This window comes from Pseudomonas sp. p99-361 (assembly GCF_003935475.1).
Lineage (GTDB): Bacteria > Pseudomonadota > Gammaproteobacteria > Pseudomonadales > Pseudomonadaceae > Aquipseudomonas > Aquipseudomonas juntendi.
The window spans coordinates 17,028-41,724 of sequence record NZ_RHQO01000004.1; the positions used below are offsets into that span (position 1 = coordinate 17,028).

At 64.6% G+C, this 24,697-nt stretch carries 19 protein-coding genes; 11 read left to right on the top strand and 8 right to left on the bottom strand.

The features are described 5' to 3' along the window. Positions 1-56 precede the first annotated feature (56 nt). A complete protein-coding gene (locus EGJ22_RS03065; protein WP_029885172.1) occupies positions 57-1,334 on the bottom strand; it encodes an acetyl-CoA C-acetyltransferase in 1,278 nt (425 codons plus the stop codon). 118 nt (positions 1,335-1,452) lie between these two features. Here EGJ22_RS03065 and EGJ22_RS03070 point away from each other — a divergent pair, with 118 nt between their 5' ends. From EGJ22_RS03070 to EGJ22_RS03105, 8 genes are all read left to right on the top strand, one after another. After that, entirely contained in the window at positions 1,453-2,805 is a 1,353-nt protein-coding gene (locus EGJ22_RS03070) for a 3-oxoacyl-ACP reductase (protein WP_029885171.1), read from the top strand. 2 nt (positions 2,806-2,807) lie between these two features. Then, complete coding sequence (locus EGJ22_RS03075; RefSeq protein ID WP_029885170.1) at positions 2,808-3,659, top strand: MaoC/PaaZ C-terminal domain-containing protein; 852 nt, start codon at positions 2,808-2,810, stop codon at positions 3,657-3,659. 88 nt (positions 3,660-3,747) lie between these two features. Next, positions 3,748-4,053, top strand: coding sequence for a MazG-like family protein (locus tag EGJ22_RS03080; protein WP_009685784.1), 306 nt, complete (start codon positions 3,748-3,750; stop codon positions 4,051-4,053). Further along, positions 4,050-4,799, top strand: a complete 750-nt coding sequence (locus EGJ22_RS03085) for a methyltransferase domain-containing protein (RefSeq protein WP_009685783.1) — start codon at positions 4,050-4,052, stop codon at positions 4,797-4,799. The genes EGJ22_RS03080 and EGJ22_RS03085 overlap by 4 nt, the downstream gene beginning before the upstream one ends. Positions 4,800-4,820: 21 nt before the next feature. Next, the gene (locus EGJ22_RS03090) at positions 4,821-5,444 is read left to right on the top strand and encodes a DUF4136 domain-containing protein (RefSeq protein WP_125920117.1); all 624 of its coding nucleotides are present in this window, start codon (positions 4,821-4,823) and stop codon (positions 5,442-5,444) included. A 19-nt stretch (positions 5,445-5,463) separates the two neighbouring features. Beyond that, entirely contained in the window at positions 5,464-6,033 is a 570-nt protein-coding gene (locus EGJ22_RS03095) for a DUF4136 domain-containing protein (RefSeq protein WP_029885902.1), read from the top strand. A 180-nt stretch (positions 6,034-6,213) separates the two neighbouring features. Then, complete coding sequence (locus EGJ22_RS03100; RefSeq protein ID WP_009685779.1) at positions 6,214-6,684, top strand: prepilin peptidase; 471 nt, start codon at positions 6,214-6,216, stop codon at positions 6,682-6,684. 120 nt (positions 6,685-6,804) lie between these two features. Further along, the gene (locus EGJ22_RS03105; protein WP_029885903.1) at positions 6,805-7,581 is read left to right on the top strand and encodes a response regulator transcription factor; all 777 of its coding nucleotides are present in this window, start codon (positions 6,805-6,807) and stop codon (positions 7,579-7,581) included. A 54-nt stretch (positions 7,582-7,635) separates the two neighbouring features. Here EGJ22_RS03105 and pbpC read toward each other — a convergent pair whose 3' ends face one another. Next, entirely contained in the window at positions 7,636-9,990 is a 2,355-nt protein-coding gene (pbpC, locus tag EGJ22_RS03110) for a peptidoglycan glycosyltransferase PbpC (RefSeq protein WP_029885904.1), read from the bottom strand. Between the two features lie 77 nt (positions 9,991-10,067). Here pbpC and EGJ22_RS03115 point away from each other — a divergent pair, with 77 nt between their 5' ends. Continuing rightward, positions 10,068-10,361 carry a hypothetical protein gene (locus EGJ22_RS03115; protein ID WP_009685776.1) on the top strand — a complete coding sequence of 98 codons (294 nt, stop codon included), beginning with the start codon at positions 10,068-10,070 and terminating at the stop codon, positions 10,359-10,361. Positions 10,362-10,498: 137 nt separating this feature from the next. Here the strand turns inward: EGJ22_RS03115 and EGJ22_RS03120 are convergent, their stop codons facing one another. Continuing rightward, the gene (locus EGJ22_RS03120; protein ID WP_125920118.1) at positions 10,499-15,400 is read right to left on the bottom strand and encodes an alpha-2-macroglobulin; all 4,902 of its coding nucleotides are present in this window, start codon (positions 15,398-15,400) and stop codon (positions 10,499-10,501) included. A gap of 201 nt (positions 15,401-15,601) precedes the next feature. Here EGJ22_RS03120 and EGJ22_RS03125 point away from each other — a divergent pair, with 201 nt between their 5' ends. Beyond that, positions 15,602-16,939 (top strand): MATE family efflux transporter, encoded by a 1,338-nt coding sequence (locus EGJ22_RS03125; RefSeq protein ID WP_029885906.1) that lies wholly within the window; start codon positions 15,602-15,604, stop codon positions 16,937-16,939. An 85-nt stretch (positions 16,940-17,024) separates the two neighbouring features. Here EGJ22_RS03125 and EGJ22_RS03130 read toward each other — a convergent pair whose 3' ends face one another. From EGJ22_RS03130 to EGJ22_RS03150, 5 genes are all read right to left on the bottom strand, one after another. Continuing rightward, a complete protein-coding gene (locus tag EGJ22_RS03130; RefSeq protein WP_029885907.1) occupies positions 17,025-17,480 on the bottom strand; it encodes a transposase in 456 nt (151 codons plus the stop codon). Between the two features lie 171 nt (positions 17,481-17,651). Continuing rightward, complete coding sequence (speA, locus tag EGJ22_RS03135; protein WP_029885908.1) at positions 17,652-19,565, bottom strand: arginine decarboxylase; 1,914 nt, start codon at positions 19,563-19,565, stop codon at positions 17,652-17,654. Between the two features lie 149 nt (positions 19,566-19,714). Continuing rightward, complete coding sequence (locus tag EGJ22_RS03140) at positions 19,715-20,086, bottom strand: translation initiation factor Sui1 (RefSeq protein WP_029885909.1); 372 nt, start codon at positions 20,084-20,086, stop codon at positions 19,715-19,717. 316 nt (positions 20,087-20,402) lie between these two features. Further along, the gene (locus EGJ22_RS03145) at positions 20,403-20,939 is read right to left on the bottom strand and encodes an NUDIX hydrolase (protein WP_009685767.1); all 537 of its coding nucleotides are present in this window, start codon (positions 20,937-20,939) and stop codon (positions 20,403-20,405) included. 2 nt (positions 20,940-20,941) lie between these two features. Continuing rightward, positions 20,942-22,009: a DUF2333 family protein gene (locus EGJ22_RS03150; protein ID WP_009685766.1), complete on the bottom strand. Its 1,068-nt coding sequence runs from the start codon at positions 22,007-22,009 to the stop codon at positions 20,942-20,944. A 248-nt stretch (positions 22,010-22,257) separates the two neighbouring features. On the opposite strand from EGJ22_RS03150, the gene EGJ22_RS03155 reads away from it, so the two are divergent. Next, positions 22,258-23,613, top strand: a complete 1,356-nt coding sequence (locus EGJ22_RS03155) for a diguanylate cyclase (protein WP_029885911.1) — start codon at positions 22,258-22,260, stop codon at positions 23,611-23,613. Positions 23,614-24,697: the final 1,084 nt, after the last annotated feature.

Sequence of the window (24,697 nt, forward strand, 5' to 3'; positions counted from 1 at the left end):
TGCGGGATATCTGCCGCCCGCTTCGCGGGCATGCCTGCCAAACAGACGGCGGTTCTTCACCGCTCGACGATGACCGTGACCCCTTGCCCGCCCGCCGCACAAATGGAGATCAAGCCGCGCCCCTTCCCTGCCGTTGCCAGCAATTTCGCCAGGTTGGCCAGTATTCGCCCGCCGGTCGCAGCAAACGGGTGCCCCGCAGCCAGCGAACTGCCCTTGACGTTGAGCTTGCTGCGGTCGATGGCCCCCAACGGCGCATCCAGCCCCAGCCGCTCACGGCAGTACCCAGCGTCTTCCCAGGCCTTGAGCGTACACAACACCTGGGCCGCAAAGGCTTCGTGGATTTCGTAGTAGTCAAAGTCCTGCAAGGTCAGGCCGTTGCGGGCCAGCAAGCGTGGCACTGCATACGCCGGTGCCATCAGCAGCCCCTCGCGGCCAGTGACGAAGTCCACTGCTGCGGTTTCACCATCGACCAGGTAGGCCAGCACCGGTAACCCCTGTTGCGCGGCCCACTCTTCACTGGCCAGCAGCACCAGCGACGCACCATCGGTCAAGGGCGTGGAATTGCCTGCCGTCAACGTACCCTGGCCACTGCGGTCGAAGGCCGGCTTGAGCTTGGCCAACTGCTCCAGTGTCAGGTCCGCGCGCAGGTTGTTGTCGCGCATCAGCGACAGAAATGGTGTCAGCAGGTCATCGTGCCAACCTTCGGCATAGGCAGCCGCCAGCCGCTGGTGGCTGAGCAACGCCAACTCGTCCTGGGCGGCACGGTCAATCTTCCAGGCCTGGGCCATGCGTTCGCAATGCTCGCCCATCGACAACCCGGTGCGCGGCTCGCCGTTGCGTGGCAACTCAGGGCGCAGATGGTGCGGGCGCAACTGCAGAAAAGGCTTGAGCCGTTCGCCCAGGTTTTTGCCACGGTTGGCCTGCAGCAGGATATGACGCAGGCCTTCGTTGACCGCAACCGGCGCATCCGACGTGGTGTCCACGCCACCGGCAATGCCGCTGTCGATCTGCCCCAGCGCAATCTTGTTGGCCACCAGCAGCGCCGCCTCCAGGCCGGTGCCGCAAGCTTGCTGCAGGTCGTAGGCAGGGGTTTGCGGCGAAAGCCGCGAACCCAGCACACATTCGCGGGTCAGGTTCATGTCGCGGGACTGCTTGAGCACCGCGCCAGCGACCACCTCACCCAAGCGCAGCCCATGCAGGCGATAGCGCTCGATCAGCCCTTCGAGGGCCGCGGTCAGCATCGCCTGATTGCTGGCGGTGGCGTAGGCCCCATTGGAGCGGGCAAAGGGAATTCGGTTGCCGCCCAAGATCGCGACCCGGCGAAGTGAACGCATATGCCTGTTCCTCCTGAAACAAATTGAACCGTACTGCCTGGGTGTTCTTACCCTGGTCGAACGACCATGCCACAAACTTGGTCCACACTTTCAAGCTTGCCTTTGCGGAGACCTACTCATGAGCGATCGCTACCTCGGTTTTGCCAACTCCAACCTTGGCCGCCGCCTGGTGGATGCCCTGGGCCTACCACGCCCTGCGCCTCTGGAGCGCTGGCAGGCTGGCCGCCTGCGCCCGGTGGAGGGGGCGCTGGTGCTGGGCGGCGGCCCCCTGGCAGGCCAGGTCGAAGCATTCGCCGCGCGCCTTACCGATAACATATACCGTTTCAATGCCGACCACCTGCAGGGCGAGCCTTGGGTCGCTGGCCTGGGGCCAAAAATCAAAGCCGTGGTGTTCGACGCCAGTGACTTGTCCGACAGCGATGAGCTGAAGCAGTTGCGCGAATTTTTCCAGCCGCTGCTGCGCAGCCTGGGCCCGTGCGCCCACGTCGCGCTGCTGGGCCGGCCACCGGAAAGCCTCGACAACCCGCAGGCCAGTATCGCCCAGCGCGCCCTGGAGGGCTTCAGCCGCTCGCTGGCCAAGGAACTGCGCAATGGCGCAACCGCTCAGTTGCTGTACGTCGGCCCCGGCGCTGAAGACCAACTGGAAGGTGCCTTGCGCTTCTTCCTCTCGCCCAAGAGCGCGTTCATCTCCGGCCAGGTGCTGCGCCTTGGAGCCTGCGCCAGCCAGGTCGAGGACTGGACCCGCCCGTTGGCTGGCCGCCGTGCACTGGTTACCGGCGCCGCGCGCGGTATCGGTGCGGCCATTGCGCAAACCTTGGCACGTGACGGTGCCGACGTTCTGCTGCTGGATGTGCCACAGGCCAGCCGCGAACTCGATGCACTCGCTGCCCGGCTTGGCGGCAAGGCCCTGGCGCTGGACATCTGCGCCAGCGATGCCGCCTCACAACTGCTGGCTGCCCTGCCCGACGCCATAGACATCGTTGTGCACAATGCTGGCATCACGCGCGACAAGACCCTGGCCAACATGACCCCGGACTATTGGGACGCCGTGCTCGCGGTCAACCTGAAGGCACCACAGGTGCTGACCCAGGCGCTGTTTGACGGTGGCGCGTTGGGTGAACATGCGCGCATAACCTTGTTAGCCTCGGTCAGCGGCATTGCCGGCAACCGCGGCCAGGCCAACTATGCCGCCAGCAAGGCCGGGCTGATCGGCCTGGCCCAGGCCTGGGCGCCGAGGCTCGCCGAGCGGGGCGCGAGCATCAACGCCGTAGCCCCCGGCTTCATCGAAACCCACATGACCGCAACCATGCCCATGGGCCTGCGCGAAGCCGGGCGACGCTTGAGTTCGCTGGGCCAGGGCGGTCGCCCGCAGGACGTGGCCGAGGCCATTGCCTGGCTAAGCCAGCCGGGCTCGGGGGCGGTCAACGGCCAGGTGCTGCGTGTTTGCGGCCAGGCACTGATGGGGGCCTGACCATGAGCCGACAATGGCACGACCTGCATAGCCCGGCTGCCCGCCCCAGCCTGTACCTGCGTGCCGCCAGCAAGCGCACGATCAGCGGTGAGCACCTGCCCGACGATGGCCTGCGCTGCTTCATCCAGGTTGAGCCGGCCAACCTGGACGCCTATCGGCGGCTTTGCCACTTCCCCGACGATGGCCGCCTGCCGGCTACTTATCCACACGTCATGGCTTTTGCGCTGCAATTGCAGCTGATGACCGCCCGTGACTTTCCCTTCCCGCTGCTGGGGCTGGTGCACCTGCAAAATCGCATCGAAGTGCTGCGGCCACTGGGCGCTATCGAAGGGCTGCGCTTTGCGGTGTATGCGCACAACCTGCAGGCGCATGACAAAGGTGGCACCTTCGACCTGGTGACCGAAGCCGAAGATGGCATCGGCGTGCTCTGGCGTGAAACCAGCCGCATGCTGGTACGTGGGCTGAAGCTGGATGGCCAGGCCGGCGGGCGTGCCGACGACGAACCGCCTTGCTTGCCCGAGGCCACCCGCTGGTATGCCGACAGTGACATCGGCCGGTGTTATGCCAAGGTGTGCGGGGACTACAACCCTATCCACCTGAGTGCGGTGAGTGCACGGTTGTTCGGCTTTCCCACGGCTATTGCCCATGGCATGTGGACAAAGGCCATGGCACTGGCCGCATTGCGCGGGCACCTGCCGCACAGCGGCTATGCCTTTGAGGTGGCTTTCCGCAAGCCGGTCAGGTTGCCCTCCGAAGTGGTGCTCAGTGCCAGCGAAGCGGGGCCTGCGGGGATGCTGCGGCTGGATGGGCATGGGGGCATGCTGCATATGCTCGGCCGCTGGGATCAGCTATAGGGCTCATTGCCGGGGCTTGGGCCGCAACGCGCCCCCCTTGCTTTGCATCAGGCCAGGGCAGAAGCTATGCAGCATTTGGAGACCCCCGATGAACCTGCAAGAGCTTACCCAACGCCTGCACCAGATCCGTGACAACAACGACTGGCGTGGCTTTCACAGCCCGAAGAACCTGGCCATGGCCGCCAGCGTCGAAATGGCCGAGCTGGTCGAGATTTTCCAGTGGCTGAGCGAAGACGAATCGCGCCAGCTGCCTGCCGACAAATTGGCCCACGCCGGGCAGGAAGTCGGTGACGTGGTGCTCTACCTGCTGCTGTTGTGCAGTGAGCTGGGCCTGGACATGGACCAGGTGGTGCGGGCCAAGCTGGCCGACAGCGAGAGGCGTTTCGCTCGATGAACGACCGTCATTTCGATGAACTGGCCACCCGCTTCGCGGAAAAGATCTACGGCGGCGCCAAGGGCGCGATCCGCCTGGCCGTCTTGCAGGCCGACCTGGCCGAGGCGCTGCCTGATCGCCCGTTGCGTGTTCTGGATATCGGCGCCGGCCTGGGTCACATGGCCTTGTGGCTGGCCGAACGTGGCCACCAGGTGACCCTGGCAGAACCGGCTGCACCCATGCTCGACGGCGCCCGGGCCCGTTTTGCCGAAGCCGGCCAGACGGCCACCTTCGTCCAGGCCCCCTGGCAAGACCTGCTCGGCCAATTGAACGAGCCCTACGACCTGGTGCTGTGCCACGCTGTGCTGGAATGGCTGGCCGAACCCGAGAGCATCCTGCCCGTGCTGCACCAGCTCACCGCCACGGGTGGCTGGTTGTCGCTGGCGTTCTACAACCGCGACGCCCTGGTCTACCGCAACTTGCTCAAAGGCCATTTCCGCAAGCTGCGCAGCAACCGCCTGGAAGGTGAAAAGCAGAGCCTGACGCCACAGAAACCGCTTGATCCACGCGAGCTCAAGGCGCACCTTGAACCCTTGTGGCAGGTGCAAAGTGAAAGCGGTGTGCGGGTGTTCCACGACTACATGCCCAAGGAGTTCCAGGCCAAGGCCGAACTGCTCGACCTGCTGGAGATGGAGCTGGCGTACCGCCGCCACCCTGGGTTCGCCGGGCTCGGGCGCTACCTGCACTGGGTTTGCCGCCCTCGCTGAGCGGCCTGCCGGGAGGAATACATGCCATACCGTCTGTTGTACCTGGCCCTGCTGCCGCTGGCCCTGGCTGGCTGCCAGAGCCCCAATCCGTATGTTGCCACCAGCCGGCCGTTGCCCCCGGCGCCGGCCCAGGCGGCCGCTACCTTCGATGCCAGCGCCTACCCGGCACCGGCACGGGACTACGGGCGCTACCGCAGCTGGAGCTGGCGTAACGGCCGGTTGCCCAGTGGCTCGGCGGGGGCCGACCCGGCGCCCCTGGCCGATGCCGTTGGTGGTGCCCTCGACCAGCATGGCCTGCGCCCGGCGCGGGGCGGCCCCGGCGACTTGCTGGTAAGCGCCGACATGCGCCTGGAGAGGCGCTTGCGGCAAGTGCGCGATTACGACACCTATGACCCTTACCCCTACGGCAGCGTGGGCTATGGCGGTTACCGCCATGGCTACGGGGGCTATGCCAGCGTGCCAGTGGTGCGGACCTACGAGGTGCAGGTGATGGTGGTGCGCATCGACCTCTACGACGCCCGTACCGGCCAACCGGTATGGAGCGCCAGCGCCGAAAGCGGCAGCGACAAGGACTCGCCACGCGAACGCGAAAACGCCGTGCGCGATGCTGTGCACAAGGCGCTCAGCGGCTATCCTCCCAGTTAATAGCCAACGGAGAACCACCATGTTGCGCCGTCTCGTTCTACTGTCATTCGCGCTGGTATTGTCAGCCTGCTCGAGCACTAACGTTCAGCAGGATTTCGATGCCAGCCGCGACTTTGCCGCCTACCGCAGCTGGGCATGGCAGGAGCCAGGTTTGCAGTACCGCCCGGATGACCCTCGCATCAAGAGCGACCTGACCGAGCAGCGCATCCGTACGGCAGTGGCCGAGCAGCTCGACCAGCGCGGCCTGCGCCCGGTGCAGGGCGGCGCGCGGCCAGACCTGACCGTACGCACCTACCTGATCGTCGAGCAGCGCCAGCAACAGATCACCACCAATTACGGCGGGGGCTGGGGTGGTTATTGGGGCGGGTACTGGGGTGGCCCCATGTATAACGAAACCCGCAGCGTCGATTACAAGGTGGCCACCATTCAGGTCGACCTTTTCGATGGCCGTGACGGCAAGCTGGTCTGGCGCGGCAGTGCCGAGCAGATCATGAACAACTACCCACCGGGCCCTGAAGAGCGTAACAGCGCCATTCAAAACACCGTGGCCAAGGTGCTGGGCAATTACCCGCCGGGTAGCCGGAAATAACCTTCAAAAGCAGCCAGGGGCTCAAGCGCAGCCCCCGGTGACAGCTACGACAAAATCCGTTCCGACCACGCCTTTTTCGGTTGCAAGGCCTACTCGTGCGCACGTTCCGGTCTATCTTCAGTCAAGGAAACCTGACTGACCGGGTAGAAGTGTTCAACTTTTAGGAAGGGCGACCTGCCAATGCAAAGCATTGTTCTGCTGCTGTGGCTTGCCTTGTGCTCCGAACAGGATGTGCGTCAACGCCAGATCTCCAACCTGCTCACCCTGGGTGTGGCCAGCTGTGCCCTGCTCTGGCTGTTCGCCACTGGCCATAGCTGGATGGGGGCCGATGCCAGCGATGCCGGATGGGCGCTGGCCATCGTCATGCTGTTGACCCTGCCCGGCTATATGTACGGCCACTTCGGCGCCGATGATGTCAAGCTGATGGGCGCCCTGGCCTTGGCCAGCGGCACGCAATACGTGCTTGGCACGTTCATTGGCGCTGGGGTCAGCGTGCTGGTCTGGCTGCTGGCCCGTCGGCGTCTATGGCTGCTGCTCAACCCCAAGATCAAGAAGCGCCTGCAAGCCCTGACCGAGGAAATGGGCGACAAGCAGGCGTTCGTCCCCTATGTGCTCACCGGCTTTCTGCTGACAGCCGTATGGATCCAATAGCGATGCCTGTGGTCGGACAATGTGTACAGGGTTTGTACAGAATCGCCGTGTGCGACTACTTTTTACATTGCCAGAGCGTCTGGCCCGGGAGCAGGGCCGTATACGAACAGGGAGTTGATCGTGTCCAGACCAGTGAGTGAAGTGAAGGTATTGGTGGTCGACGACCAACCGGTCATTGTCGAGCAGCTATGTGAATACCTTGAAACCGCGGGTTACACCTGCGTACCCGCCTATTCCACCGACGAAGCCATAGAGCGGTATACGTCGGACCCTGCAGTCGGCCTCATCATCTGCGACCTCGAAATGCCCGAACGGGACGGCATCGAGCTGGTGCGCGCTTTGAAGGAGATCGACGGCAGCCAACGCATGTTCGAGGCGATCATGCTGACCGGCCGGGGGGAAAAACAGGACGTGATCCGCGCCCTGCGCGCAGGTTTTGCCGACTATTACCAGAAACCCATGGACCTTGAGGAACTGCTCGAAGGTGTGCGCCAGCAGGAGCAGGCCTTGCTCGAGCGCCAGCGCAACCTCCGCAACCTGGGCGGCTTGAACCAGCGTTTGCAAGAGTTGGCCGAGTCTGTGGACGAGCTGTATCAGGAGCTGGAGAAAGCCCGCGGCCAAGGCGCCCATCGGCGTGCCACGGATGCTGAAGAAAGCGAGAGCGAGCTACCCGCAGCGTTCGAGAAACTGTCGCCCCGCCAGTTGGAGGTCGCGCGGCTGGTGAGCAAGGGCAAGACCAATTACCAGATTGCCTGTGAACTGGGGATCACCGAGAACACCGTCAAACTGTACGTGTCGCAGGTGCTGCGGTTGACACATATGCATAACCGTACCCAATTGGCGCTGGCGCTGACGCCCAGCTCATCGCCAGTGCATCAACGCTTCACTACCCACTGACCGGCGGCCTGCTGTACCCGGGGCGTATTACCGCCCCACATTGCCGTCGGGCACCTACTCACTGACCTGAAACGCCACCCGGGCAGTCTCACCGCTTTCATCCAGGGCGCTGAGTTCGGCCTGGCCAACCTGGGGCAAACGCAGCAGCAGGCTGTCCTGCCCCTGGGTCTCCCCCAGCGGCTGGCCATTGAGGAACCACCAACGCCGGCCGCCGCCACCCAGGGCCGAAACATGCAACTGCAAAGGCTCGCTGCTGGTGGCCGGCCGGCGCAGATTGTCGCCCGGGCGCACCCCCACGATCGACAGCGGTGGTGCGCTGGCCGGTACCTGTGGCGGGCAGTTTGGGTCGATGGCCGGCAACCGTGCGGCACGCCGCTCCATCCGCGGTAGCCAAGGCTCCAGCGGTGCCGGCCACAGGGCAATATCGCGGGCCGTGGCGCCTGGGCAACTCCCATCCACACGCAAGCCATGCGGGTTGACCCACACCGTCTCGCGCAAGCCCAGGCCCAGCGGCTGGTCGGCGGCCTGCAAGGTTGGCGGTGTGGTGCCGTCCAAGGTCCAGGCAAACCGTTGGCGCCGGCAGTTACTGTCCTGCCTGGCCATGGGCTGGCCAAGCGGCCAACAGATCGCGGCCACGCCGACACTGGCGGGCACCGGCAAAACTGGCACGCTGATACCCCGCTGGCTGTCGCGATTGCTCAACAGGTCGTGCACCTGCAACATCAGGGGGGCGGCCGATGCCAGGCCAAACTGCCCGGCGACCGGCGTACCGTCTGGGCGACCGATCCACACACCAATCAGGTAGCGCGGGCCCACGCCAATCGACCAGGCATCGCGAAAGCCATAGCTGGTGCCGGTCTTCCAGGCCAGTTGCGGGCGCTGCACCAGTTCGGCATGCGGGTCGCGGTCGGGGCGTGCCTGGCCGCTGAGAATACGCCGCACGATCCACGCTGCACCCGGCGACAACAGCCGCCGCTCGACCAGCGGGTCCTGCGGTTGCAGGCGTACCTGCGCGCTGTTGCCGCCCCGGGCAAACGCCGCGTAGCCGCCAACCAGGTCTTCCAGGCGGCTGCCGGCGCCGCCCAGGATCAGCGACAGGTTGGGCTCTGCCAAAGGCGGCAGTGCCAGTGGCATACCCGCCATCCGCAGTTGCGCGGCAAAGCGCTTGGGGCCGTAGGCTTCCAGCAGTTGCACTGCCGGCAGGTTCAGCGACAGCGCCAACGCCGAGCTGGCCGACACCGGGCCGCTGAAACCCATAGAGAAATTGCCCGGCCGGTAGTCGCCGTAGCGGCGCGGTACATCTTGCAGCAGCGATTCGGAATGGATGAGGCCGTCGTCCAATGCCATGCCGTACAGGAAAGGCTTGAGCGTAGAGCCGGGCGAGCGCAGCGAACGCACCATGTCGACATGGCCAAAGCGGCGCTCGTCGGTCAGGTCGATCGACCCCAGGTAGGCACGCACGGCCATGGTCTGTGCTTCGACCACCAGAATGGCGGCAGAGGTGCGCTCTGGCAGCCGTGCGCGCCAGCCCAGCAGCAAGTCTTCGAGGCGCCGTTGCAAGGCCGCATCGAGTGTGGTGCGGATCAGCGGTGGGCTGTTGGCGCTGTTCAAGCGCCGCGCCAGCAATGGCGCCAGCGCTGGCTCTTGCCGTGGGGCCAGCACCAGCGGTTCTTCGGCAGCTTCACGAATTTGCCGTGCCGGCCACACCTGATACTCCGCCAGGCGTTGCAGTACCTTGTCGCGTGCGCGCTGTGCCCGCTCGGGGTGGCGGTCGGGGCGCAGGCGGCTGGGTGCCTGCGGCAACACCGCCAGCAACGCGGCTTCGGCCGGGGTCAGGTGCCGCGGCGACTTGCCCAGGTAGGCCCAACTGGCTGCGGCCACCCCCTGCAAGGTACCGCCGAACGGCGCGCGGTTCAGGTAGATTTGCAGGATCTCGCGCTTGGACAGGTGCCATTCCAGTTGCAACGTGCGCCACAGCTGGCGCAGTTTGCCAGCCAGGGTGCGGTCGTGCGGGTCGAGCAGGCGGGCCACCTGCATCGACAGCGTGCTGCCGCCCGACACCACTCGCCCACCGCGCAGGTTCAGCCAGGCAGCACGGGCCAGCGCCAGCGGGTTGACCCCGGGGTGGTGATAGAACCAGCGGTCTTCGTAGGTCAACAACGCCTGCAGATACAGCGGTGAAACCTCATCAGGGCTGACCGGGTAACGCCATACGCCATCAGTATCGGCAAACCGCCATAACGGTGTGCCATCTTCGGCCAGCACTACCCGCGCCAGGTCGTCACCCGGCATGGGCAGCGGCCAGATGCGGTCTGCCAGCCACAACAGGCCAGCCAGCAACAGCAGGCCGAGCAGCACGGCGCGCAACAACCTGCCCGCACGGCTGCGTGGCCGCGCTAAGCTTGGCATCGGGAACCGACCTGGCCAGGTGATGGCCAAAGGCTTGGGGACGGCAAACTCGCCGACTCGTTTATCAGGAAGCAACTATGCATGTAGAAGGTTTTTTCGAGTGGCTGGGCCAGGCACTGGGATCGTTGATTCGCTTCATCGTCGACGCATTGAGCGGGCTGTTCAACCTGCTGGCCAATGCCGGTGGCAATTTCATCGACGGCCTGGCGCGCACCTTGGGCATGGACACCTCGCTGGTCAGCATCCTGGCCCTGATCATCGGCCTGATGCTGCTGTACTCGGCCATCCGCGCATTCATGCGTGCGTCGATCATCCTTGGGATCATCTGGCTGGTGCTAGGGTTGTGGGTAATGAGCTGGGTGATCCACTGAGCCATCCCGGGGGCCGCCCGGGAAGCCGCACGGCGGCCCGATCGCCAGCAAGCCGGCTGCCACGGTGACCGCAGCGGCATCGAAGCCAGGTGCAGCACCTGGCTTGCCAGCATGAGGCCGGTAACAGCAGCACAAGCCTAGCGGGCTTTTACCGTCATCTCGCCTTGCCCATCACCCACCGCCTGCAGGTTCGGCCGATACATCGACTCAACCTGCGGCGGCGGTACGCGGTAGGTGCCCGGGGTCACCGCCCGCGCCAGGTACAACAGGTGCGTGGTGCCATAACCGTCGAGCTTGAGCGCCGCCACGTAGCGGTCGTCACGGTACTCTTGATGCACCACGCTGGCGTTCAGCATCGATTCGCGCCATTCCTTCACCGCACTGCTGGCGTTGTCCAGGCTGGCGGCACTTTGCGCCAGGTTCTGGTTCTCCAGCTCCAGGCCAGCCGGCAGCAGGTCCACTACCAGCGCATCGGGCACGCGGTCCTGGGCCTTGAGCGCCAGGTGCACCAGGACCAGATCGCCACTGCGCAGGTTGTGCAGGTCCAGTGGCTGGCCATTCATGCCCAGGTATTCGCGGCGGATCTGCATGCCGTTACCGCCGGCGGCAGGCGCCTGGCGCGGGTAGCCAGACAATGTCAGTTGCTGGTACAGCGTCGCGCTGCCTTCATTCTGCACGCTCAGCGGCGAGGCCAGCAGCGGGCCCTCCAGCTTCATGCCAGACTCGGCGTTGTTCAATTCACGCACTTCGCCGGCACTGTCCAGGCGCGCCTGCCACTGGCCCTCGGGCTTGCCCAGCAGGCCACGGCCGGCGAGGAACAAGGCATTACGCTCCTGGGTCGACAGCCAGCGGTTGGCCGCCAGTTCATCCGACAGGGCAAACAGACGCTGGTCGACCTGGTTGGTGGCCAGGTTGCTTTCCTGCAGCAGCGCCAGGATCAGCGCCTGATCACGCAGCGGGCTGCCATAGTCAGCCATCCACCCCTTGCTGCGGCTGATGCCAAGCCCGGCTTGCAGGGCTTGCTGGGCACGCGGTTTGTCGCCCATCTTGTCCAGTGCCACCGCCAGTTGCACCAGCGGCAGCCCAGAGCGGGCATCGGCCCGGCGCTCGAACAAACCACGCAACGCGCCCAGCGGCGCTTGCTGGCTGCGCGCGAGCACCAGTGCGGCATAGGCCTGCACGGCGAAGCGGGTATGTTCGGCGTTTTCGCTGTAGTCGACCTCGATTAGGTTGCGCTCCTGCAGGTAGCGCAGCAGGCGCTCGCTGGCCTTCTTCAGCGCTTCGGCCGGTACCCCATAACCTTGGTCGCGGGCCCGCAGGAGGAAGTCGGTGACATAGGCGGTCAGCCAGTATTCCTCCTCGCTGTCCGAACTCCACAAGCCAAAGCTGCCGTTGTAGCGCTGCATGCCCAGCAGGTGCTCGATGCCCATCTCGATCTTGCGCTTGCGCACATCTGCCGGCTCACCCTTGATGCCCAGGCGTTTGAGGCTTTGGGCATCGGCATACAGCGACGGGTAAAGGCCGCTGGTGGTCTGCTCCAGGCAACCGTACGGGTACGCCTCCAGCGCGCGGATCTGCTCGGCCAGGTTGAGCGGTGGCCGGCTCGACAAGGCCAGGCTGGCTTCCAGGCCCGCCGGTTCGAAGGCCGCCAGGTCCGCTTCGGGCAGCGTCCATGGTTGGTCCTTCAAGGCCACGCGGTAGTGCTTGAGCATCGCCGGGTAGGCAGGGCGCACGCCCAGCGCCCACTCGCGCTCGAAGGCGGTGCTTGGCTCGTTGGGCAGTTGCAACCCGGTGACACGCACCCGGACCTTGCCCTGCCCCAGGCCGCCCTGGGCCTGCACTGGAATCAGCAGCGTCGAGCGCTGGCCTTCGGCCAGGGCCACGGTATGCAAGGCATTGGCGGCCAGGCTCAGTTGCCCTTCGCTGCTGACTTCAACCTGCAACTGCTGGGCCCGGCCCGACAAGTTGGCCAAATCCAGGGCCAGGTTGGTGCGGTCGCCGCCAGCGAGGAAACGCGGTGCCGACAGCTCGGCGATCAGCGGCGCAGCGACTACCGTCTTGCCTTCGGCCATGCCGAAGTGGTCGTCGGTCCAGGCTTGGGCCATCAGACGCAGTTCACCATTGAAGTCGGGGATATCGACCGTTACCTGGCCCTGGCCGTTGTCATCCAGGGTAACCGGCACGCTTTGCTGGGCGACGATGGTCACCGTGGTGTTGGGGCGCTTGCCCCCCTTGGCCATGGCCGCGTCACCGCCGAATGCCAGGCTGGCCAGGCGGCCTTGCCCGGCCTCGATCAACTGGCCGTAGATGTCCAGCTGGTCGGCACCGTAGGCCTTGCGCCCGAACAGGCTGGCGAACGGGTCAGGGGTCTTGAAGTCGGTGATATTGAGAATACCTACGTCCACTGCCGACACCAGCACATGCACTTGCCGCGGCACACTACCGTCGGCGTTGGCGGCCTTGACGTTCACCGTCAGCGGCTGTTTGGGGCGCATTTTCTCAGGGGCTTGCAGGCTCACCGCCAGCTTGCGGCCGGCGCGGTCCAGCGGCAGGTGCAGCACACCGACCGAACGCTTGGGCGTGGCATTGGCCTTGCGCTCACCAGGGCGGATTACCAGCGCACTGATGTACAGGTCGTGGCGGGCCCAGGCCTTGTCCAGTTGCACGTCGAACGTCTTGCCCTCGGCGGGCACGTCGATTTCCTGCCACCACAGCGGGCCGTCACTGGACTCGATCATCAGATAACCGCTGCCCGCAGCCGGCGGGGTCACGGTGACTTTGGCCAAAGCGCCATCAGCATAGGCCGGCTTGTCCAGCGCCAGTTTGACCTGGTCGGGGCGTACGACACCGCCTTCGGCGTTGTCCTGGGCACGGTAACCGGCCCAGAAGCGCTCGCTGGAAACCAGGCCGGTCTGCGGGTCTTCCACCTCGACCCGGTAAGGGCCCCATTCCACCTGGAAGCTCAGCTTGGCCGTGGAGCCGGCCTTGACGCTGACCGTCTCTTCGCTCTGGGTCAGGAACTTCTCGTTGTAGGCATAGCTCCAGCCATCGCTTTGCGAGTAGTTCCAGTAGTAATCACGGCGCTCACGCACCAGGCGCACCTTGAGGTCGTTGGCCGCCAGCTTGTTGCCGTCGTGGTCGGCCACCAGTACCTCGAACTCCACTGGCCCGTCGCTATCGGTTTCCTCACCGTCAAACAGGCCGCGCAAGCCTGGCAGGCGCTCGCCCGGCCAGATCGGCTGTTCCAGGCGCCGGGTGATCGGCCGGCCGCCGGACTCCTGCAAGCTGGCCTGCACGGTCAGCTGCAACGGCGAGCGGGCTTCGGCCCAGCGGCTTTCGATATCGACCACGGCCTTGCCCGCCTGGTCGAGGGTGACTTCATCCAGCTCCAGGTCCTGGTTCAGTTCGGTTTCGGTGACCGAGCCGAACTGGTAACCCGGCAACGCCGGCACCGCCTCGCGCAAGGGGCGCACGTAGGCTTGGCCACTCAGGCGGTTGCCGGCCGCCGGAGCGCCGTACAGGTAACGGCCAGTGACCTGGATGCGCGCGTTTTCATCCGGTGACAGTGGCTGGCTGCTGCCTTTGAGCTCCAGCGCAAGGCGCTCGGGCAGGAAGTCTTCAACCAGGAATTCATAGACCTGCTGGCGCCCACCGCCGAGGTCGAGCAACAGCTGCCAGCGACCGGTGGGGGCCTCGCTGGCCAGCTGCAACTGGTACTGGAACAGGCCATTGGCATCGGCCTCCCAGACGAACTTGCGGCTGACCTGTTCATCCGGGCGGCGCACTTCAACGTTCACCGGTTGGGCCTTGACGGGCTTGCCGTCCTGGTCACGCAGCAGGCCGTTGAGCAGCACCGTTTCGCCTGGGCGATACAGGTCGCGCGGGCCGAAGATGAACAACTGCAAGGGGTTGGCCTGGGGCCCGGTGATGTCGAACTCGGCGAGGTCCAGCGCGGCCGTGTTCAAGCGCAGCAGCGTTGTGTGCACACCCTGGGTGGCGATCAGGGTGTCGGCCTTGGGCGTGATCGGCAACTGGGCGTGGCCCTTGCCATCGGTGGCGGCCTGGGCCAGCAGCTTGCCCTTGTCGTCATGGATTTCGAGGTTGACGCCGCTCATGGCCTTGCCGCCTTCCAACGCCTGGGCGAATACGTCCAGGCGGTCACGGTAGCGGTGCGCGGAAACACCAATGTCGCTGAGGGTGAACAGGGTGGCCGGCTGTGAGTAATCGTAAGTGCCGGAGGCACGCATCACCGCCAGGTACACGCCAGGCGCCTGCAGCGGCTTGATGCCAGCGATGGGCAGCAGCACGGTCTCGCGCGTGTTGCGTGCCGGGTTCAGGTCGAAGCGGCCACTGTAGACCAGTTCGGCCATGTCCAGGGTTTCCTTGGACTGGTAGTAGTACAGGCTGCTGTTGCGCCCCCAGCTGGCCAGGAAGTTCGAGAGCATCTCCGGCTTGACCCGGAAGAATTCGACATCGACCTTGTCGACGTTCAGGGCGATCACCGGCAGGCCCTCTGCCAGGCGTGTGGGCAGCAGCGAACCGCGGCTGGCGAAGCCGATGGTCGGCTGCATGTCGCGGGTTTCCAGGCGGGTCACCGACTCACTGGCCAGTTGCTCGCCGTTCACCGCCAGCAGGCCTTTGTCCACGGTCAGCACCAGCTTGCGCTGGGGTTCGAGGTGGCGCAGGCGCAGCTCCATCTGGTTGTCGGAGAGCTCCCAGGCGCCATCGAGCTTGCCTTTGACGGTATCGACCAGGTGCACTTTGGTGGCGAAGTCCTGCTTGGCATCCAGCGGGGCAGAGAAGCTGATCGACAGCGTCGCGGCGCCGTCGAGCTGCACTTCGGAAACGTCGAGCACAGTCAGCTCGCGGCCTGCATAGCGCTTGGCGAGCACAGCAGGGTCTTCGCGTTTGGCAGCGGGGGCCTCGGCGGCCGCGGTGGCTGCCGGCTTCTCGGCCGGCGCCGGCTTGTCCGGCGTGGAAGAGTCACAGGCACTGAGCAAGGCCAGCGCGCAGGCCAGCAACAATCCTTTGTTGAACATGGAGTAGGAACTCTTTGGCAGCGGGTACTTGAGGGCCGCAATTATAGCTGGCCGGAATCATGTTCGCGCGGTTTGCTTGCCTGGCCGTTACACTGTGCCCATTCAGAATAGCCCACAAAGGCCTGCGTACGCCGATCGATGTGGGAGCGGCCTTGTGTCGCGATTGGGCTGCGCAGCAGCCCCAGATTCCCAAGGACCGCAATGACTGCACTGACCGCCGACTGGCGCCACCGCCCCACCCACCACAAGGTCTGGGCGCTGGCCGCGCCGATGATCCTGTCCAACATCTCCGTGCCCTTGGTAGCCCTGGTCGACAGCACCGTCATCGGCCACCTGCCCCACGCCCACCAGTTGGGCGCAGTGGCCGTGGGCGCCACGTTGTTCACGTTCATGGTCGGCCTCATGGGCTTCCTGCGCATGGGGTCCACTGGTTTCGCCGCCCAGGCCGCCGGGCGGCGCGACGGCGCGGCGTTGCGCCAGGTGCTGGTCCAAGGGCTGCTGCTGGCGGTCGGCTTTGCCCTGTTGATTGGCCTGCTGGCCATTCCCTTCAGCCAGTTGGCACTGCATGCGATGCAACCCAGCGACGCGTTGCAGCAAGCCACCGAAGACTTCTTCCACACCCGCCTGCTCGGGCTGCCTGCAGCGCTGGCCAGCTATGCCTTGGTCGGCTGGTTCCTTGGCACGCAGAACGCCCGCGCGCCGCTGGCGATCCTGCTGACGACCAACCTGCTGAACATCGCGCTGAACCTGTGGTTCGTACTGGGCCTGGACTGGGGTGTGCTGGGTTCAGCGCGGGCCTCGGTGATTGCCGAGTGGAGTGCCGCCCTGCTCGGCCTGGCCCTGACCCGCCCGGCGCTGCGCGCCTACCCAGGGCAGGTCGCATGGGCAGCACTGAAGCACTGGCAGGCCTGGCGACCGCTGCTGGCCGTGAACCGCGACATTTTCCTGCGCAGCCTGGCGCTGCAGTTGGTGTTCCTGCTGATCACCCTGCAAGGCGCACGCCTGGGCGAGGCGACCGTAGCGGCCAATGCATTGCTGCTCAATGGCCTGCTGCTGACCGCCTATGCGCTGGATGGGCTGGCGCATGCGGTGGAGGCACTGTGCGGCCACGCCATCGGTGCCGGTGATCGCCTCACCTTGCGCCGCTCGCTGGTGGTGGCCTGCGGTTGGTCACTGATCACCAGTCTCGGGTTTGCCGGGATGTTCCTGCTGGGTGGGCACCTGTTCATCGATCTGCAGACCGACATCGACAGCGTCCGCGCAGCGGCTTACCCGTACTTGCCTTACCTGGCGTTGCTGCCATTGATTGCGGTGTGGAGCTACTTGCTGGACGGTTTGTTCATCGGCGCCACCCGCGCGCGGGAGATGCGCAATGCGATGCTGGTTTCGGTGCTGATTGCGCTGCCGGTGGCGGTGGCCATGAGCGGGTTTGGCAACCATGGCTTGTGGTTGGCGTTTCTCGGGTTCATGGGGTTGCGGGCGGTGACGTTGGGGTGGGTGGGGTGGCGGTTGCAGCACAGAGATGAGTGGATTCGATAATGCCGGCGATCGCGGCCTGGTTTCCCGGTTCCCTGTGGGAGCGGCCTTGCGTCGCGAAATGAGGGCAAAGCCCTCACCTGCGACCTCACAGCCAAACACAATCCCAATGGGGGTACTCACCAGCGCGCCGCACCAGGCCAGCCCGAATGGGGTTGGCGATGATATAGCGGGCAACCGCTCGCACATCCTCCTCGCGTCGTAGCGCCCGATCATGAAAGCCGGTTTGCCAGATATGCCGTCTTTGAGCACCGACCTTGAACAGGGCACAGCTGCTTCTGGACTTGAACTCGCACATCAGCCTACCCAGGCTCGACGGTCCCAACTCGATAAGCCAGTGAAGATGGTCCGGCATCAACACCCAAGCCAGCGACCGACACACCCTGCTCTCTTCGCTGAGCCGCAGGTGCTGGATAACCGTTCTGGCGTATCGGAAGTCTTTGAACAATGGCGTTCGATTTAGAGTAGTGGTAGTGAGCAGATAGAGGCGCCCGGGCTCGGACACTCGGCCACTGCGTAAACGATGGGAGCTTGGACCTTCCATGTCGTCCTCCTTTGAACATTGCTATCAAAGGTAGCGGCGCTGGTGCGGCGGGCGAGGACAGGATTTTTACCAGGTATGACGCCGGTGAGGGCTGCGCCCTCAAATCGCGACGCAAGGCCGCTCCCACAAAAACACGCAATCCATGCCGTTTTTGCGGGGCGGCCCCGGCATTCACGACGACAGGTACGACGACCGGGTCAAACCAAGCCGCAAGGCATCCAGATACTGCGTGCGCTCACGGGCCGTGATCTTGGCGCTGGCAACCTTGTCGCGGTAGTGGGTCATCAACTCTTCGGGCGACAGGTGCACGTAGCGCAGCATGTCCTCGATGGTGTCGTGGGTTTCGATGCCGGCGTGGTACACGCTGCCATCGGCGTTCTGGTAGATGTTCACCGAGTCGGTGTCACCAAACAGGTTGTGCATGTCACCCAGAATTTCCTGGTACGCACCGACCAGGAACACGCCCAACAGGTAATCCTCGCCCTCCTGCACCGCATGCACCGGCATGCTGGTCTCGATGCTCTGCTCGTCGACGTACTGGTTGATCTTGCCGTCGGAGTCGCAGGTCAGGTCCTGCAATACCGCACGCCGCAGGGGCTCTTCGTCCAGGCGGTGCAGCGGGATGATCGGCAGTACCTGGCCAATGGCCCAGGTGTCGGGCAGGCTCTGGAACACCGAGAAGTTGCAGATGTACTTGTCGGCCAGCTTGTCGTTCAGTTCGTCCAGTACCTGACGGTGCGAGCGCTGGCGCGCCTTCAACGAGTTGTGCAGGCGGCGGCAGACCGCAAAGTAGCACTGCTCGGCCAGGGCCTTCTCGCTCAGGGTGAGCTTGCCATCGGCATACTGCGCAGCCACGTCACCCATGTAGTGGGTGGCACGCCAGTAGGTTTCGGTCACCATCTCGATGTCGGTCGGGCCAAGCAGGTCGACCAGCCACTGCACGGTCTCGGGCAAGGCTTCCTTGTTCTCGATGGTCGGAACCTGGTCGTTGTGCTTCTCGACGTCGGTCACCTGGATCACCAGCATGGCGTGGTGCGCGGTCAGCGAACGGCCGCTCTCGGAGAAGATGTGCGGGTGCGGCAGGCCCTGCGCATCGCAGAACTCCTTGAGCATGCCCACCACCACGCCGGCGTAGTCGTCCATGTCGTAGTTGATCGAACTGGCATTGCGCGAGTGGGTACCGTCGTAATCCACACCCAGGCCGCCACCCACATCGATGTGGTCCACCGGCAGGCCCAGCGCACGCAACTCACCGTAGTAACGGATGGCTTCCTTGAAGCCGTGCTGGTAGTCGGCCAGGTTGGCGATCTGCGACCCCATGTGGAAGTGCAGCAGGCGGATACCCTGGTCCAACCCGGCATCGCGGAAACGCTGGACAACAGACAGCAACTGCGCGGCCGACAACCCGAACTTGGACTTTTCCCCCCCGGTGTCGGCCCACTTGCTCGAAGCCAGCGAAGACAGGCGTACGCGCAGGCCAACCTGGGGTTTGACCTTGAGCTCGGCGGCCTCTTCGATCACCAGGGCCACTTCCGACTCTTTCTCGATGACGATGAACACATTGTGGCCGAGCTTCTGGCCCATCAGCGCCAGGCGGATGAATTCACGGTCCTTGTAGCCGTTGCAGACAATGGTGCCGCCTTTCGGCGCCAGCGCCAGCACCGCCAGCAGTTCGGGCTTGGAGCCGGCCTCCAGGCCGATCGACACGTTCTGCGTGGCGATGATGTTCTCCACCACCGCTTCCTGCTGGTTGACCTTGATCGGGTACAGCGCGGTGTACTGGCTCTGGTACTCCAGGCGCGCGATATTGGCGTCGAAAGCGCCGGTCAGCTGGCGAACGCGGTCCTGCAGAATGTCGGGGAAGCGCACCAGCAAGGGCAACGACAAGCCGCTCTGGCGCAGTTCGTCGACCTGTTCGAACAGGTCGATCGGCGCGCTGTTCGGGCCGTTGGGGCGCACTTCGACGCGCCCGGCCTCATTGATGGCGAAATAACCAGCGCCCCAATGGCGGATGCCATAAACACTGCGGCTATCGGCCACGGTCCATTGGCTACCATCGTCTTTGCGTGTGCGTCGTACGGACATTCAAGTCCCCTATAGATAAGTCGAAGACACTGCCCTGCATGCTGGCGGGCGCAGTGTAAAAGCCGAAAATGACGATTCGTCCGTGCCCCAGGGTAGACCCTGGCCACGGCAACGAGTTTAGAAAGCACTGGGCAAAAATGCGCGCCGGCTCAGCCGCCGGACTTTTTCGCCTTGAAGCCCTGCTTGATCAGCTCGGCGATCAGCAGCTCGACATGCTCGCCCTGGATTTCGATGACCCCATCCTTCAACGCGCCACCGGTACCGCAACGGCGCTTCAGGGTGGTGGCCAGCTCCTTGAGCTGATCGGGCGGCAACGGCACACCGGTGACGGTGGTCACGGTCTTGCCGCCGCGGCCTTTGCTTTCACGGCGCACACGGGCAATGCCATCGCCTTCGGGGATGACCTGCTGCTTGCAGGTACAGGCATCCACCGGCTGGCCACAGTCGGGGCAATGCCGACCGGCGTCGGTGGAGTAAACGAGACCGCCAAGGGCGGCGAAGGAAGAAGCTTTCTTGGCCACTTTTGTTCCTCGGTGCAGAGGACAAAAACTGGTCGTACCTTGGGGATGAGGCCGACCGCGAAGCCCCACTCTGGCAGGGGCGGCGCTACTGCTGCAAGACATGCGGCAGCCCGAAAAGGGCGCGCAGTGTAACGATAAATGCGGCGATTGCTAAGTACAGGATTGCGGCATTTTGCGAATGTTTTGCGACTACCCGGGAACTGGGGCTGCTTTGCAGCCCTGTCGCGACGCAAGGCCGTTCCCACAAGGTCCTGCATACGCCGATCGATGTGGGAGCGGCCTTGCGTCGCGAAAGGACCGCAAAGCGGTCCCCACGTCATCCCAGGCTGGCTTTATAGCGCTGCAACGCCGCCAGCGAATCCGGGCAATACGGCTTCATCAGGCTTTCTTCCTCGGCCTGCGCCAGGCCAATGAACCGCGCCTCGATCACCTCTTCCGGCTGCAACCGCAGCGGCGCATCCGACACCGCCGAATACACCGCACACCACAAACGGTTATCGGGCTGGTCAAAGTAGAACCGCTCATGAAACCGCAGCGCCGCGCCTTCAATGCCCAGCTCCTCGGCCAGTTCACGCGCCGCCGACTCGGCATACCCTTCGCCGGCCGTGACCATGCCACCCGCCGCCACATCCCAGTACCCTGGGTACAGCGCCTTGCTCAAGGTACGCCGGTGCACACATAACTCACCAGCACTGTTGAACAGCAGAATGAACGTGCAGCGGCCGATCAGGCCGCGCTCACGCAGCTCGGCGCGGGGCAAGGCGCCAAGTACCTGGTCGGCTTCGTCGACCCAGGTGACCAGCTCACGGTCGGAAGCCGCCCGGTGGGCGGCCTCGTTGGCGCTGATGGCCATGCTCAACCCTGCGACAGCAACTGGCGCAGGTCGATGACCGCAGCGTTGGCCCGGGAAATGTAGTTGGCCATGACCAGCGAGTGGTTGGCCCACATGCCGAAACCGCTGCCGTTGAGCACCATCGGGCTCCACAGCGGCTCTTGCGAGGCTTCCAGCTCACGAATGATCTGCCGCACGCTGACCGTGGCATTCTTTTTCGCCAGTACATCGGCAAAGTCGACCTCGATGGCACGCAGCAAGTGCGACAGCGCCCAGGCCTGGCCACGGGCCTCGTAGAACACGTTGTCGATCTGCAGCCATGGGGTTTCCACCAGCTCTTCGTCCACTTGCGGCGCCTGGCCGGCAACCACCGACTCGGTCTTCAGCGTGGTGTTGAGCTTGACCCGGCCAACGCTGGCCGACAGGCGTTGCGACAGCGAACCCAGGCGGGTGGCGACGTCACCCAGCCAGTTGTTCAGGTTGTCGGCACGGGTATAGAAGATCGCGCCCTTGTCGCCAGCAGCCAGACGGGTCTGGTAGCGCGACAGCGACTTGATGCCCTCTTCGAACTCCGATTCGCTCGAGGGCAGGATCCAGCTCTTGTTGTCGAAGTTGAAGCGCGGCTCGGCCTTGGCCAGGTCGGCGTCTTCGGTAGATTGCGACTGCGAACGGGCGAAGTCCTTGCGCAAGGCGCGGGACAGGTCGCGCACCTGCACCAGCACGCCGTACTCCCAGCTCGGCATGTTGTCCATCCACAGCCCAGGCGGGAAGCGGTCGTTGGAAATGTAACCGCCCGGCTTGTTCAGCAGGGTGCCGGCCACGGTCTTGAGGGTTTCCACGGTGGTGTAGCCAATCACCATCTGCTGGCCATTGCGCTCGGCAGCAGCCTGGGCATTCTGCTGCACCGGGAACAGCGCAGGTTCCTGGCTCCAGTACCAGCCCAAGCCGATGCACACCAGCAGATACAACCCGATCAGGGTTCCCAGGGCTCGGCTCCAAAGGCCGCCAAGGTAGCTACGGGCGGCAGCGCCGCGGCCGTCGACACGCTCACGGGGCTCGGCTTTGGCCTCGCGGTTTTTCCAATCCAGCATGGCTTTGTCCTTAATCAGTCACGACGGTTCAGGGGCTTTGACCACAGGCCTGCGCCAGGGTGCCACGGCAAGCCCGCGTGGCAGCACTATAAAGCAGACACCGCCTTACGCATAAGCGACCAATCAGTCGGTAACTGAATATTCGTTCTGAACGCAATGTTGATACAGGGCACTCATGCGAGGGAAAAGAGCTGCTAGCATAGAGCCATCATTGCCCCTGCATATCCCAACCTACAAGTAGCCAGGTCATGAGCCAAGCCGTCGAGCCAAGCCCGCTGTGCCCCGACCCGCAACTGTCGCGTAGCGGCCTGCGCAAGGACGACTCCCATGACGAGGTGTTGGTGCCCCTGCGCAAGCCGGTGTACATCCTGTTGCAGGACCACGAGCGGGCCCAGCGCCTGGCCCAGCAACTGGAATTCTTCGGGCTGCTGGTGCAGGCGCTGCCCAACGCTGCCGCGTTTCTGGCTTCGGTCGGCGAATACCCGCCTGCGGCCATCATCATGGATGTCGACTTCACCGGCAGCGGCCAGGGCCTGCTGCTGGCCGCCCAGGTACAACACGGCCTGGCGCAGAACATTCCGCTGCTGTTCTTCAGCCACCACGAAGCTGACACACCGACGCGCCTGGCTGCCGTGCGCGCCGGTGGGCAGGACTTTCTGACCGGCAGCCTGGAGGCATCCAGCCTGCTGGAAAAGGTCGAATTGCTGACCAACGCCGGGCCGCACGACCCATTGCGAGTGCTGATCATCGACGACTCACGCACCCAGGCGCTGCACACCGAACGGGTGCTGGCCAGCGCCGGCATGCTGACCCGCAGCCTGACCGACCCGATCCGCACCATGGCCGAGCTGGCCGACTTTCAGCCCGACCTGATCATTCTCGACCTGTACATGCCGGCTTGCACCGGCCCGGAACTGGCCAAGGTGATCCGTCACAGTGACCGATATGTGAGCGTGCCGATCATCTACCTGTCCGCCGAAGACGACCTGGACAAGCAACTGGACGCCATGAGCGAAGGCGGCGATGACTTCCTGACCAAGCCGTTTCGCTCGCGCCACCTGATCACCACCGTGCGCAACCGTGCGGCCCGCGCGCGGCACCTGAAGGCACGCATGGTGCGTGACAGCCTGACCGGGCTGTACAACCACACCCATATTCTGCAATTGCTTGAGGATTGCAGCTTCCGCGCCCGCCGTGAGCAGCAGCCGTTGAGTTTCGCCATGCTCGACATCGACCACTTCAAGAAGATCAACGACCGCCACGGCCACCCCATGGGGGACCGGGTAATCAAGAGCCTGGCGCTGTTCCTCAAGCAGCGCCTGCGCAAGACCGACTTCATTGGCCGTTACGGCGGCGAGGAATTTGCCATCGTCATGCCCAATACCGCGCTGGAGGCCGCCTACAAGGTGCTCGACGAGATTCGTCGGCGCTTCGCGGAGATAATCTACCCGGCGCAGCCGCAGGATTTGCAGTGCACCTTCAGTGCCGGGGTGGTGCAGATGGATGAGGGGCTGGACGCGTTGACCATGGCCAGCGCGGCGGATGAAGCCCTGTACCGCGCCAAGCATGCCGGGCGTAACTGTGTATTACGGGTAGAGCGCTGAAACCGCCCTGCCCGCGAAGAATCAATAGCGCCATCAGATAGAGGCACTCTGCCACTTTTTTCTGACGCCAAGCCCTCGGCGTCATCATCCGGTCACACAATCGCCATAACTTCAGCCGCCTACCCCCCACTCCCCTCCGCAGGAAGTTCGCGGCTATGCGCCTGAAGTGGCTGACCAATTTCAATACGCTGTTGCTGGTGACTGTGTGTTTCACCCTGGCCGCTACCCTGTGGTGGTCGCAACGGGCGCTGGAACGGCCCTATCAGCTGATGGAGCGCTACCTGGGCCTGTCCCAGCAGTTTCAGCAGCAGGTGGCGGGCAATATCCACGCCTACCTGGGCAGCGGGGATGCCCTGCGCCATGCCGCCGCCACGCAGGCCATCCAGCAACTGCAGGGCGCCCTGGCCGACTGGCCCGCCGAACTGGCGGCCAACCTGCGCCCCAGCCTGGCCAGCCTGCAGGCCTTCACGGGCAACGAACTGCTGGCGGCCGGCAAGCTGGCTGGCGACCCGCAAGCGCTGCTGTTGCAGGCCGAACGGGAATTCGGGGCCAATTTCGAGCAACTGGCCGGCTACGCCCGCGACAGCGGCACTGCCGAGGCCGACCGCTATTTGCTCCCGCTGCTCGACGCCAGCGTGCACCTGGGCCGGCTGGCACTGGCCCGCGACAAGCTGGTCAGCAGCGGCCGCCCGGAGCTTGCTGACGAAGTGGAGCGTGAGTTGCAACTGATCCGCAGCCAGGCACAGGCCATCGATGCCCTGCCCTTGCTCGGTGTCACCCGCACTGCAGCCTCTGGTGCCGACGACTTCGCCGCCATGATGGGCCTGCAAACCCAGGCCAGCGCCCGGCAGGAAGACATCGCCGTGGGCCTGAAGCGTGAGCTGCAAAACCTGCTGGGCCGCTACCCGGCCGAATTGCAGCGCACGCGCGAACAGATCGAGCGCCGTGCCGCCCTGGCTGCCAGCACCGGCCAGCGCCTGGAAGCCGTACAGCAGGCCATCGCCGCGCTGGAACCGCAAGTGCGCGCCCAACATGGCCAAATTGCCGGCGAGGTGCGCATCATCCAGGGTTTGATGATCGCCCT